This window comes from Faecalimonas canis (assembly GCF_054601575.1).
The window spans coordinates 84,237-97,602 of the sequence record NZ_BAAHSI010000008.1; the positions used below are offsets into that span (position 1 = coordinate 84,237).

13 protein-coding genes and 2 tRNA genes are annotated in these 13,366 nt (G+C 36.7%); 3 read left to right on the top strand and 12 right to left on the bottom strand.

Going from position 1 to position 13,366, the window contains the following annotated elements; all coding sequences use genetic code 11:
* Nucleotides 1-31 precede the first annotated feature (31 nt).
* Complete coding sequence (locus tag ACYPXO_RS02715; protein WP_459639153.1) at nt 32-871, bottom strand: DegV family protein; 840 nt, start codon at nt 869-871, stop codon at nt 32-34.
* Between the two features lie 154 nt (nt 872-1,025).
* Entirely contained in the window at nt 1,026-2,186 is a 1,161-nt protein-coding gene (locus tag ACYPXO_RS02720) for an FtsW/RodA/SpoVE family cell cycle protein (RefSeq protein ID WP_459639154.1), read from the bottom strand.
* Nucleotides 2,187-2,302: 116 nt separating this feature from the next.
* Between ACYPXO_RS02720 and ACYPXO_RS02725 the strand changes: the two genes are divergently transcribed.
* From ACYPXO_RS02725 to ACYPXO_RS02735, 3 genes are read left to right on the top strand one after another with little or no spacing between them, the layout of a single operon-like run.
* Nucleotides 2,303-2,515 carry a spore coat associated protein CotJA gene (locus ACYPXO_RS02725; protein ID WP_459639155.1) on the top strand — a complete coding sequence of 71 codons (213 nt, stop codon included), beginning with the start codon at nt 2,303-2,305 and terminating at the stop codon, nt 2,513-2,515.
* Nucleotides 2,512-2,781 (top strand): spore coat protein CotJB, encoded by a 270-nt coding sequence (locus ACYPXO_RS02730; RefSeq protein ID WP_459639156.1) that lies wholly within the window; start codon nt 2,512-2,514, stop codon nt 2,779-2,781. Before ACYPXO_RS02725 ends, ACYPXO_RS02730 begins: the two co-directional genes overlap by 4 nt.
* A gap of 3 nt (nt 2,782-2,784) precedes the next feature.
* Nucleotides 2,785-3,405 (top strand): manganese catalase family protein, encoded by a 621-nt coding sequence (locus tag ACYPXO_RS02735; protein ID WP_459639157.1) that lies wholly within the window; start codon nt 2,785-2,787, stop codon nt 3,403-3,405.
* Nucleotides 3,406-3,460: 55 nt separating this feature from the next.
* On the opposite strand, the gene ACYPXO_RS02740 is transcribed toward ACYPXO_RS02735, so the two are convergent.
* The 10 genes from ACYPXO_RS02740 to ACYPXO_RS02785 form a co-directional block, all read right to left on the bottom strand.
* Nucleotides 3,461-3,531 (bottom strand) — tRNA-Gly (locus tag ACYPXO_RS02740).
* Between the two features lie 4 nt (nt 3,532-3,535).
* Nucleotides 3,536-3,610 (bottom strand) — tRNA-Pro (locus ACYPXO_RS02745).
* A gap of 77 nt (nt 3,611-3,687) precedes the next feature.
* Nucleotides 3,688-4,359 carry a hypothetical protein gene (locus ACYPXO_RS02750; RefSeq protein WP_459639158.1) on the bottom strand — a complete coding sequence of 224 codons (672 nt, stop codon included), beginning with the start codon at nt 4,357-4,359 and terminating at the stop codon, nt 3,688-3,690.
* Between the two features lie 10 nt (nt 4,360-4,369).
* Nucleotides 4,370-6,106, bottom strand: coding sequence for a DUF3114 domain-containing protein (locus ACYPXO_RS02755; protein ID WP_459639159.1), 1,737 nt, complete (start codon nt 6,104-6,106; stop codon nt 4,370-4,372).
* A gap of 4 nt (nt 6,107-6,110) precedes the next feature.
* Entirely contained in the window at nt 6,111-6,308 is a 198-nt protein-coding gene (locus ACYPXO_RS02760; protein WP_459639160.1) for a heavy-metal-associated domain-containing protein, read from the bottom strand.
* A 15-nt stretch (nt 6,309-6,323) separates the two neighbouring features.
* On the bottom strand, nt 6,324-6,620 hold the full coding sequence (locus ACYPXO_RS02765; protein WP_459639161.1) for a metal-sensing transcriptional repressor: 297 nt from the start codon (nt 6,618-6,620) through the stop codon (nt 6,324-6,326).
* A 24-nt stretch (nt 6,621-6,644) separates the two neighbouring features.
* Nucleotides 6,645-8,882: a heavy metal translocating P-type ATPase gene (locus ACYPXO_RS02770; RefSeq protein ID WP_459639162.1), complete on the bottom strand. Its 2,238-nt coding sequence runs from the start codon at nt 8,880-8,882 to the stop codon at nt 6,645-6,647.
* 124 nt (nt 8,883-9,006) lie between these two features.
* Nucleotides 9,007-10,473 (bottom strand): S1C family serine protease, encoded by a 1,467-nt coding sequence (locus ACYPXO_RS02775; RefSeq protein ID WP_459639163.1) that lies wholly within the window; start codon nt 10,471-10,473, stop codon nt 9,007-9,009.
* A gap of 149 nt (nt 10,474-10,622) precedes the next feature.
* Nucleotides 10,623-12,047 (bottom strand): cohesin domain-containing protein, encoded by a 1,425-nt coding sequence (locus tag ACYPXO_RS02780; protein WP_459639164.1) that lies wholly within the window; start codon nt 12,045-12,047, stop codon nt 10,623-10,625.
* Nucleotides 12,048-12,156: 109 nt separating this feature from the next.
* Nucleotides 12,157-13,296, bottom strand: a complete 1,140-nt coding sequence (locus ACYPXO_RS02785; protein WP_459639165.1) for an LCP family protein — start codon at nt 13,294-13,296, stop codon at nt 12,157-12,159.
* Between the last annotated feature and the right edge of the window lie 70 nt (nt 13,297-13,366).

Consider the following 13,366-nt stretch of genomic DNA (forward strand, 5'->3'; position numbering starts at 1 on the left):
TGATTTATAAGGGCTAAGGCTCTTTTTATTACTATACAACTACGATAATTCCTCCGTCACTTGCATACATTGTACTTATTCCTCTTGTATCTAATATAATGACCTCTTTAAATTTTCCTCTATCTTCCAGCATTTTCTTAACAGATACTGCTCTCTCATAACAGTTACAGTGAGAAATCGCCAAAGTCTTCTCTTCTGCATTTCCGACCTGTTCCATGACAAAATCAACCATTTTAGCCAACGCTTTATTTATTCCTCTTGATTTTCCCAACTGACAAATCGTTCCCTGAGGAGTAGCTGCCATAACCGGCTTAATATTTAATGCTGATGCCACTAGCGCTTTTACTCCTGTTAATCTTCCGTTTTTTTTCAATGTTTCTAATGTTTCCAGCACAAAATATGTGTTTTGCTCCTCAATATAAGAGTCAACTGTTTCAATTACTTCCTCAAAACTAAGCCCTTTTTCTTCACATTCCATAATCTTCTGTGCAATAAGCGTTTCACCTACAGAAGCCGAACGTGAATTGAAAATATGAATTTTCTTCTCTCCATATTCTTCCTCATAAATACTCTTTCCAAGCACAGCGCTATTATAAGAACCGCTAAGTTCTGCCGACAAAGTTACAACATAAATTCTGTCTGCATGACACTTATAACTTTCCATATAACGTTCCGGTGACGGACAGGACGATTTAGGACATTCCTGACTTTCTGCAACTTTATCCAAAAATTCTTTCTGATTAAATGTATCGTCATCTATAATATTTTCATTTTCAATCTGAATACTGAGCGGAATACTCTCCACTTTTCCTGATTGTTTCATCCCCTCTGTCAATTCACCACAACTGTCTACTACAACTTTATAACTCATATCTGGAACCTTCCTCTATCTTTATACTTATCACATTCATTTCTATTATATGTAGTTTTGAATACCACTTGTTTAGTTTACCACATTTTCCCTGATAAGAAAAGACTTTTTATATTTTTCCTTTTATTATTATAACTATTCAACCTTATACTGACTAGACTTCTACTTTTATCTGACTTGATACGTTTAAAACAAGTCCTATTTCTATCATAAGAAATAATGTTGCCGTACCTCCATAACTGATAAACGGCAATGTGACTCCTGTTGTTGGTAAAAGATTTGTTACTACACCGATATTAAGGATAACCTGAATTGCAATCTGTGCAAACACCCCTGTTGCTATCAGTGATCCATATAAATCCGGTGCATTCTGCGCAATAAATGCAATACGATATAATAAAATTGCAAACAGTGTCAAAATAATCAATAAACCGAATACCCCTAATTCTTCACATATAATCGCCAAAATCATATCATTCTGTGCTTCCGGTATAATTAATTTCTGTGTACTATTACCCAAACCTTTTCCAAAAATCCCCCCTGAACCAATGGCATACAACGCCTGCATACTCTGATAACTTCCTTCACTCATATACATTTCAGGATTGACCCATGCTAAAATTCTTCTTATTCGGAAGTTTTGACTTCCTTCCATAATTTTCCCTAAAAATTCCGAACCGATAAAAAACACTGCCATTAATCCCCCGCCAATAGCAAGAAACCATTTCGTGTTACGATGCGCCACAAAAAGCATGACACAAACCATTCCCATTACAATAACGGCAGTACTTAGGTTATCCGTCAAAAACAATACACCTGCAGTTCCAATTCCTCCCCAAATTAAAACGCAGAGAACCCCTTCCTTCTTTCTGAGTTTTTCTCCAAGTTTACATATCAATGCTGGAATAAAAACAACAGTTGCAATTTTCATAAACTCTGATGGCTGCATTTGTCCAAAAATCGGAATTTTAATCCAACGCCTTGCCCCATACGCTTCTATGCCGATTCCGGGTACAAAAACAAGTGCCATACTTAACATAGCCACCCAAAATGCCATTTTCGACAATTTTGCATATATGTGATAATCCATTTTATAAGCACACCACATTATAATAAAACTTACCGCATATGCCTTTAATTGATTTTTCAAATAAAACATTCCGTCATGAAATTTTACAGATGCACTATAAGAACTGGTACTATAAAGCATAAGCAAACCAAAGCCAATAAGAAAAATAAGCACCGTCATTAAAGTATAGTCAAAATATTGTACCGTTCTCTTTTCCCTGTTTCTATTTAATCTTTTCCTCACCATATTTATACTCCTTTTCTTAACTATTCATTATACTATATTGCCCGGTAAAAACAAACACTTTTTCCTTTCTGCAACATAATCTAATATTGTAAACATTTTAAAGGAGGAGATTGAATATGCAAAATTTTCGCAATAATATGACATTTTATAATCACGAAAATATACACTGTCGAAGACCCGATCCTATTTCTTCCATGCCTTTAGCAATGGCATATGTACCATGGCAGAGATGGGAAAATATACTCGACACCGATAAAGGTTTTCATTGCGGAACTATTTTTCATGATTTACGGAAACCATTTGAACATGGAGGAGGTGGCTGTCGATGAACAACAATATGCCTTCTCGAAAAGATTTGCTACATTTAATTAATGTTGCCAGTTTTGCTGTAGATGATGTGAAATTATTTTTGGATACACATCCCGAAAACAAAGAAGCTCTCGCTTATTTTCAGGAATATAACGCAATCCGCACACAAGCATTAGAAGATTTTTCGCGTCTGTACGGACCTCTCACTCTAGATTCAATCACTACTTGCAACGACTACTGGAAATGGATTGAAGAGCCATATCCATGGCAGGAAGGAGGATGCTAGTTTATGTGGAATTATGAAAAAAGATTACAATATCCCGTTAAAATTACACAGACAAATCCAAAAATTGCACAGATTATAATCAGTCAATTTGGTGGTCCTGACGGCGAACTCGCTGCCTCCATGCGATACCTTTCTCAAAGATATACGATGCCTTACAAACAAGTGACAGGAATTTTGACCGATATCGGCACGGAAGAATTAGCTCATATGGAGATAATTTGTGCTATCGTATATCAACTGACAAAAAATCTTTCCGTAGAAGAAATAGAAAAATATGGTTTTGACAAATATTATGTCGACCACACACTTGCATTGTGGCCACAAGCAGCAGCCGGAACACCTTGGACTGCAACCTATTTCCAATCAAAAGGAGATCCTATTACAGATTTACACGAAGATATGGCAGCAGAGCAAAAAGCGAGAACAACATACGATAATATTTTGCGTCTTGTTAAAGACCCTGAAGTGTGTGACCCAATTCGCTTCCTACGCGAAAGAGAAATCGTTCATTATCAGCGTTTCGGTGAAAGTTTAAGAATTGTTCAAGATAATTTGGACAGCAAAAACTTCTACGCTTTTAACCCTGAATTCGACAGAACCACAAATTGCAATTGCAGAAGATGATACAATGCAAAAAGGAATGTTATCTGCATTCAGATAACATTCCTCTAAAAATAAAAGCGGGTGATGGGAATCGAACCCACGTATCTAGCTTGGAAGGCTAGTGTTCTACCATTGAACTACACCCGCAAAATCGGGGTGACAGGATTCGAACCTGCGACCTCCTGGTCCCAAACCAGGCGCTCTAGCCAAGCTGAGCCACACCCCGCTATATAACTGTTTGTTTCAAGCAGGATTTATAATATCATTTCTAACAGAAAAATGCAAGCATAAATTTTACTTTTTTTATTCTTTTTCAATCATTTTTTCCACCTGTCTGAATTGACGGTTGAATTTCATTTTCCCTACATCATAAGAAAACTTCTGAATACAATTGATACTCTCATTCTCATTATTTCCCAACATAGTATTCTCTTTCTTCTTTAACCGAAATATTTTTTTGACAGGACGGTATTTCTCATCAAATTCAATACTGACACCGGATAAGTCATATGAGTCTTCTATTACCATAGTGGATATTGCATATAATTCCTGTTCAAACCATTTCAATTGTGTTTTATCTGCAACCTTTATATGATAATTACTGTCCTTTACTTCTTTTGTACTTAAATTTAATCGGGTAACAGAGGACAGATACGATTCTGCGTATAATTCAGGATACATTTCTCCATCCGCCTCATAGATTTCCGTCCCCTCTTCCCCAAAACTTACACCAATCGTATTTTTTTCCCGATATTTTGGTAAGCCCCATTCCACATTTCTCGGTACAACTGCTTTTTCATCCTGAAATGCAAACAAAACTGAAGACTGGTGATAATTTTCCCCCAATTCAACTTTCATATAAGATTCCTGTTTGAGAATATCGTTTACTTTTTCAGAGGAAACACCTTCTTTTTGGCAGGCAATCGTAAAAAAAGATATACAGACCGCCACGCCTAACATTACTATTTTTTTCATATTTTCTCCTTTATTTCAAATAATCTTTCGGGGATTTATATTTTTCTTTATACTGTACCCGTTCCGGACTTTTCCAGATTTTCTTTAAACTTCGTTTGAAATTATTATCCAAGTATGTCTTTTTTCTGCTGTCCGCAGGGGTTGCCGGAAGAACATCCAACCGATAGTGTGCATCATTATAATCTGCAGGTGCGTAATTAAAAGATTCACTATTTACCACTTTCTTTTTCTCGGATTTCTCTATATTTTTGTATGTTGCCGGTTTACTTTGCACCTGATTACTTTTTGTTTTTTTCAAAACATCCCACTCCGTCACAAAACTGCCTGTTTCTGTATCAATAATAAATTCCGATAATTTATTTGGAGTTAATATTTTATCATATCTCTGCTCCTTAAATTTCTCTTCTTTTTCTGTTTTATTGTGATGTCTTGACGGTTCACCATAATATAATTTCATATTAAAATTTTTTGCATAGGCTTTTAACCTTTCATAATCTGTTTTACCTTCGTAATATCCCCGAACATATTCAATATTTTGTTTGTCAATATACATTCTGAACTGGTGAATCACTTCACTATCTAAATTCTTTTTCTTACAGGCTTTTCTGACACACTCCGCATAATCTTCTAAAAATGCAGAATGAGGCGCCATTTCCGGTGCAAATCTATCCCCCTCTCCAAACTGAAGCATTCCGTTATTATCCATATATCCCCCCATTTGTTCGATAACAAGCAACGCTTTTTTCTTGGGCGAAATCTTACTTTCTTCAAACATATACGTATATACATCCGAACCTATTTGACGGGCAGATTCATAAATCCTCTCTATTTCCTGCAAATACTCGTCCTCCATAACATTTTGTGCCTCATAGCCATTCGCCCCAAACAGATTAAATTTCGTATTAACCGCTTCCATATAAGCCAGAACCGCACTTTTATCCCAACCGTATTCTTTTGTTAATTCTTCCCCCTGATAGAGAAGGCTTTGGATAAGATACCTGCTTCTCGCCCGTAAAATGTTTGGAAGTTCTGTTACATAATCTTCAATCGTAATCTCTTTTTCCGGAACAAGATAACTCATCTTCTCCTCAGTTTCCCTCATTTTAACCTCAATTTCAGTTTCCGAAACATACCTGTATTGCTGTGTCATTTCCTGTTCCAAATATTCCAACTGTTCCATCGACAGAATAGTCGACTGAAAATGAAATTGAATCTGCACCGGCCGATATTTTTCGTCAAATAAAATATCCACAGAATCCATATCCGCCTCATCACCGTTTAACACTTCTGCAAAAATAAGTAGTTCCGAAAAATATTCTACCTCCTGCTCTTCCTCTATATGAACAAAATAATTTTCCTCTTCAATCCGTTCCTTTGTAAGTTGTAACGCCAAAAAAGGTTCAAAGAAAAATTCTATATCCAACATGGAAGACACAAGTCTGAAATTATCATATTTTTCACTTCCCCTATATTTACCATAATAAACTTCCACATTTTCATCTTCACGCAAAATAATCTGCTTTTGCTCCTCGAAAGGCTCAATTAATGTTTTTTTATTCGGAATGTCGTAGAAAATCTTCTTCCCCAAATAGCATTTTCCTAAAGAAACTTCTATGTAATTCTCATTCTTCAAAATATCTTCATACACTTCAGGGACAGCCTCGGTTGCCCGAACTGCCCCTGCTTTTCCTATGCAAAACATACAGATTATACAAATCCCTGCCACAATCCATTTTTTAGCATTCATTTAATTACGCCTCAATTTCTCCGTCAAATCCTAAATCATCTAAAATTTCCATCGCTGTTTTTACACAATGCTCACAGCCGTCTATTCTGACATTTTTATCTGCCAGACTTACTTTATAATCCAGTCCCGCTTCGTTCATTGCCTTTTCAATTCTTTCCACACATTTTTCACAATGCATTCCTTCTACTTTAATTACTGTCATTTCTTTTTCCTCCTATTATTTCATTAGTTTTTGAATAATTTCACATAACTCATCAACCGCTTCCACTCTTCCGTCCTGAATATCTTCTACCACACAGGAATGTATATGGGACGCCAAAAGTTTTTTGTTAAAACTGTTCAATGCCGATTGTATGGCTGAAACTTGCGTTAAAATATCCACACAATATCGTTCTTCATCCACCATTTTACGAATTCCCCGTACCTGTCCTTCAATTCTGTTTAGTCTGTTGACTAAATCTTTGTATTCTTTTGTTTCCCTATGTTTTGTTCTCTCACAACACTTATCTTCCATTGTATTTTCTCCTTCTGTAAAGTGCTATAATTTTAATCTGCGAAGTCTTAACGCATTTCCTACAACAGATACGGAACTAAGCGACATGGCAAGTCCTGCAAAAATAGGATTTAATAATGTACCATTTATAAGATACAGTGCACCGGCCGCAAGTGGAAGCCCACAGGCATTATAGAAAAATGCCCAAAATAAATTCTGTTTAATATTACGGATAGTCGCCTTACTTAAACATATAGCCTTATAAACATCCTGCAAGTCCGACTTCATTAAAACAATATCACTGGAGTCCAGTGCAATATCGCTTCCGCTTCCGATTGCCATACCTACGTCAGCCTGCACAAGAGCAGGAGCATCGTTAATTCCATCTCCTACCATCATGACACGTTTTCCTTCTTTTTGCAACTCTTCTACGACACTTACTTTATCTTGAGGGAGAACCTCCGATACAACTTTATCCACTCCGACTTTGTGTCCAATATAATCGGCAGTCAGTCGGTTATCTCCGGTAAGCATATAAACTGTAATTCCTAAATTCTTTAACTCCTTAATTGTCTCTTTGCTCGTTTCTTTAATTGGGTCTGCCACACTGATAATTCCGAGTATCTTTCTGTCAGCAATAACAAACATTGGTGTCTGCCCTTTCCTTGCTATTGCCTGTGCTTCTGTTTCATTTTCTCCAAGATTAATTTCTAATTCTTCACAAAGTTTCTTATTACCGATATGATATTCTATTCCACCTAAAACCGCTTCTATACCCTTTCCTGTAATACTACGGAATTTTTCCGGATTATCCAGTTTTAATCTTCTCTCTTTCGCTTCTTCTACAATCGCCTGTCCAAGAGGATGCTCTGAATGTTGTTCACATGAAGCTGCAATCCTCAAAAGTTTTTCATCTGCTTCATTACCGAAAATTCCCATAACTTTTGGTTTGCCTTCTGTAATCGTTCCCGTTTTGTCCAAAACAACCGTATCTACTTTATGAGTTGTTTCCAACGCTTCACCGCTCTTAATCAAAATACCATGATTTGCTCCAAGACCTGTTCCGACCATAATTGCTGTCGGTGTGGCAAGTCCTAATGCACACGGGCAGGCAATAACAAGTACAGAAACAAAAATCGTAAGTACAAATGCCAAATCATGCCCTAAAACTGCCCAAATCACTGATGAAATCACCGCTATCGCCATTACGGTTGGAACAAAATATCCCGCTACAACATCTGCCAATTTAGAGATAGGCGCTTTTTTTCCCTGTGCCTCCTCCATTAATCTGACAATTTTTGCAAGTGTCGTTTCCTCACCAATACGGGTTACTTCTACCTGAATTGCTCCCTGATAATTTATGCTTCCACCGATAACCGTCATTCCTTTTTCTTTTTCCACAGGAATACTTTCCCCTGTCAGCATAGACTCATCAACCGTCGTGTTTCCATCCACAATCACACCATCAAGTGCAATTTTACTCCCCGGTTTTACTAAAATAATTTCTCCTGTTTTAATTTCTTCCACAGGAACTTCTATCTGCTCTCCATCTCTCAAAACAATCGCCTTATCCGGCGCTAATTCCATAAGTTTACGAATCGCCTCGGATGTCTTTCCCTTACTTCTGCCTTCCATATATTTCCCTACCATAACAAGCGTAACAACAATGGCTGCTGATTCATAATACAGATTATGCACACTGGAAACATCTTGTGGAATGCGGATTGTCATGACAAGACTGTATAAAAAAGCACTTCCTGTTCCTATTGCAACGAGCGAATCCATATTAGGATTTCCCTTAAATAAACTTTTAAATCCGACAAGATAAAATTTTCTTCCATTATAAAGAATGATAATTGTCAAAATACATTGTGCCAACGCAAAATTTAGCGGATGCGCCGACATATCAATCCCTTTTGGAAGCGGTAATGTTATTGGAAGCATATGCCCCATGGAAATATAAAGTAACGGAATTGCCAAAATCACATTTGTAATCAAATGACGTTTCGTCTTTTTAATATTTTCCTGTAATTCATCTTTCTCATGCTGTTTCTCCTCTTTGCTCTTTTCCACATCCGGTTCCGCTCCAAATCCTGCTTTTTCTACCTTCGCAATAATTGCTTCCTGTGTAAGCAGCGTATCATCGTAGGTAATTGTCATTTTTCCAGTAGTCAGATTGACATTACTTTCCTTTACACCATCTAACTTCCTCGTCACTCGTTCTACCGCACTGCTGCAGGCAGCACAACTCATTCCGCTTATTGTATATTTTTCTGTTTTCATTTTTTCACACCCTTTCGTATACCCTATGGGGTATATGAAAATGTTATCACTTTACATTTTTCGTGTCAAGAAAAACATAAAAAGAGCAGACTGTATTTTTCTACAATCCGCTCTTTTACCCTTGCTATTGTCTTCTACCTAATGTAATTTCAACTGTTTCCTCTTCATAAGTACCTTTATCGGCAGGTACCTGCAATGTTACTTTTACTCTCTCGCCTACTTTATAATATTGAAGTTGTTCCTGTAAATCCTGCATGGTATCAATTCCTACACCTTCAAATCCTGTGATGATGCTTCCTTTAATAATTCCAGCCTTGTCTGCTCCTCCTCCTTTAACAACTTCTGAAACAAATACACCTTTTTTCATATTATACATCTTAGCGCTTTCTTCTGTTACATCTAACCCTGTAATTCCTAAATATCCTCTCTGCGCCTCTGATACTTTTGTTCTTGTTTCTTTATTCATTAAATTTTCCAATAAATCTTTAATATCTGAAAGTGGGATGGCATATCCTATTCCTTCTACCGCCTCTGCATTGATTTTTACGGTATTAATTCCGATTACTTCGCCGTTAGCATTCAATAATGCTCCACCACTGTTCCCCGGGTTAATTGCCGCATCCGTCTGGATTAATTTCCCTTTAAATCCTTCCAGTTCTCTCTCTGTAGCGCTGACAATTCCTGTTGTAACGGATTGTCCATATCCCAATGCATTTCCAATGGCAATCGCAGGCTCACCTACATTCAATTTAGATGAGTCCCCTATTGCTGCAATAGAGATTTTTTCCAATGTATTACTTTTAATTCTATTCAGCGGAACTGCAACAACTGCAACATCTCGACTTGCATCCGTTCCTTTTACGACACCTTCTACACTTTCATTATCAATAAAAGAAACTGTAAGGCTTGTACTATTTTCAACAACATGGTTATTGGTTACAATCAATAATTCTGTATTATTTTTTCCAATGATAATCCCCGAACCACTGCTCTGGCTTTCCTGCAACTGCGTACCGCCAAAGAAACTTTGTACTTCCTGCACACTCATATTTGTGATAGATACAACCGAAGGCATTGCTTCTTTTACGATTTCCGTAACATCTGAGGTAACCGTCTTTGTCGAACCATTTACCTTCGTTGTGTTTACCTGTGTCGTTTCTTTTGAAGTTGTTTGGTATCTTCCGAATAATCTGTCTGCAATATAATTACTTGCCTGATATGTCCCGCTTGCCACAATACCAAATAAGACAGCAAGCCCTACACATGCAACCACTTTCATCCAGCCTTTACCTCCCTTTTTTTTCTTCGGCTTTGGCTGTACAGGAGGCACATTATTTCTCGGTGGAATATTTCCTCCCATCTGATATGTTTCTCCGATATGCGACTCTTCTTTCAAATGTTCACTTTCCGTTTTCTCTTCTGTCTGCACATTCTCGCTAGAAACTTCCTGCATCGGCTCAGTTGTCTGTACAACTTCCTGTTCTTTCTCCTTTGGCATTTCCTGCAAAACAAAATTCACTTCGCCATTTGGCATTTCCTGATTTTCCTTATTTTCTTCATTTCCCTGTCCTAATTTATATTCATTATCCATACCTGTCAGACTCCTTTCGTTTCTTCTTTATAAGCATTATTGTAAATAGAAATTGTGTTTAAATTGTGTTTATTCATTAAAAACTTTTTGAACTCATTTTTATTAAAACTTAAAAAGGTGAAATGCCCATTGGCATTCCACCTCTTTTATTAATCTAAATCAATAAAATCCATATCAAAATCATCATCGTCATCATCAAAATCGAAATCTTCAAAATCATCATCATCGAAATCTTCTTCGTCTAAATCTTCCGAATCAAAATCTTCCATGAAATCATCTTCTTCATTTTCAAATCCATTGACAAATTCTTCCTCAAAGAAATCTTCTTCCTGCTCTGTTGCCGGAACTTTCTCTTCAACTTCTTTCTCTTCTGCAAAAGAAACTAGTTTATCATCATCTTCTTCATCATCAAAATCTTCTACATCAATATCATATTCTTCATATAAATCATCAAGTTCCAAATTGCGATGACGAAGTTTAATTGCAAGCACGATAATAATGATAATAAGTAAAAGTATTCCTAAACCTGTACATAAAATTACTTTGGAAAGATTTTCTGTAATAAAATTATTTAACTTACTTACTTTTCCTGTTGTCTTATCTGTTTCATTTACTTTGTTTGTAACATATCTCTGATAAGATTCCTGTGTTGTATCATACTGATAAAATTCTTTTGTTCCATTGCTGTCCATAGCATAAACAAGATAAAATCCTTCATTCTTTTTATCCTGCCAAGCCGGAAATTCATGTTCATTTACAGTTAATTTTACTTGCTGGTAACCTGAAGGTACTTTTATCCCTTTACTTTTTTCCAACAAAACAATTGACGTAGATGGAGATACAGTTACCTGTACATAAGGAGAAAATGTTGCATCTTCTTCATTATATAAGAAGAAATCTCCTTTTCCTTCTGCATCAACTAAATATCCTAATGTAATGTTTCCATTTTCCTGACGTACAAACTTGCGTTCTCCACCATCATAAGACAACTTTGTTTCTACGAATCCTACCGGAATACTTGTTGAAGCAAATTCTTCTGAAAATTGATAAGATTTACCGCTAATTGTAATTCCACTCTGATTAGCATCTCCACTATTTTCTCCCTGAGGCTGTTCAGGTGTCGCTGCCGGAGGATTTGTTCCTTCTGCAATCTGAATAGTTGAAGTTCCATTTACACATTCAACTGCTTCTCCGCCTGTCACTGTTCCTGTAGAATCTGTTACTTCAATTTTAGTTGTTCCGACTTTTAGCGCCTGAAATTTCATTGTAAAACGAATCTTGTTCGTTCCGTCACCTTTTCCGGAAAATTTCAATACACCGTCAGATTCTTTCGTCACACCATTTCCTTCTTGAAAAGCCAACGATGACGGGTCGTATTTTAACGTAATATTAAAACTTTCCAGAGAACCGCTTCCTGCTCTTAACGCACAGGCTACTTCTACGGTTTCTCCTGTCTTTGTCTGTAAATCAGTAAATGAAACTCTCCCTGATGCCGCATAACTCATCACTGAATACATCGGAATTGTCAGACATAATGCCAGCATAAACGCCGCTATTTTCTTCATTATCTTCATGTACTTTTCCTCCATTAATTCACTTATCCTTTTTATTGCATAGTATTGTCAAAGCGCATACTTTAACAAATATCATATCCTCTATAATACACTTTTTTCATAAAAATGTCTACTTTTTTTCTTCCTCAGACACACCGTGGCTACTTTTGGAAATATCCGCATTCGGATCATTTAGTTTTTCTCTTGTAATACCTGTAAGTGTTTCAATCTTTTCCGCAATAGATTTAACTGTTTCCGAAACTTCCTTTTCTTCTTCATTTGGATATAAAAACTTGTGCAATTCCCGTACATTTTCAACCAAACCTACCGGAACAATAACGCTTCCCACCTTATCCACTCTTCCATTCATGGATTCCATTGGAAATCCCGTTGTTTCCGTCAATTTATAATCCAACGCACCGGATGCCAATCCGATCATATCGGCCAGCGAAAAGCTTGTGGAAATCTGTGGAAATACTTTATTAATCACTTTATTAATTGTTTTTATATCCATCGTTTTCGCTTTTTCCACTACTTTTGAAATAACTATCTGCTGACGCTCCGCTCTTTTATAATCGCCGCCTACATTTTTACGGATTCTCGCATAAGTAACAGCCTGCACTCCATCTAATTTCAGCGTTCCGCCATGTGTCAAATGAGTTACCTCTTTTCCGGTAACTGTTCCTGTTTCATCAATATAATTATTAACTTCTTTCGCTTCCTGCTCCGTCACTTCTACTTCTATTCCGCCGAGCAAATCAACAACATCTGCCAACGCTTTAAAATCAACTGTTACATAATTCTGAATATCTAAGTCAAAATTTTTATTCAACATATTGATGGCATCTTTCGGTCCCCCTGCAAAATATGCATAATTTGCCTTCTGCATTTTTCCACTCATCTGCTCTGTCAATGTATCTCTATAAACAGATGCTAAACGCACTTCTTTTGTATCATGATGAATAGATGCTAGAATAATTGTATCCGCATGTGCGCCTTTCTCTAGGTGTCCATATCTTGAATCTCCACCAAATAACGCCACTGTCATATACCCTTCCTGCTTTACCCCCTCGTTCGATTGAATATCTCCTTCGCTAAATGTTATCGTCTGAAACTTATCATATTTAGCCATAACATACGCTGCTCCGCATAACATTAAAAAAATAATAATTTCCGCAACCAAAAAGACAACTCTCTTTATCTTACGTCTTTTTCTCTTTTTTTGCTTTGCCCGCCGTTGTTCTTCTTTCATTTTTTTATTTTCTGACATAAATTTGCTCCCCTTTTATTTCTTTTCATTATAACTATTATGTTTCCCTGATAGCATAAAAAGATTGTGC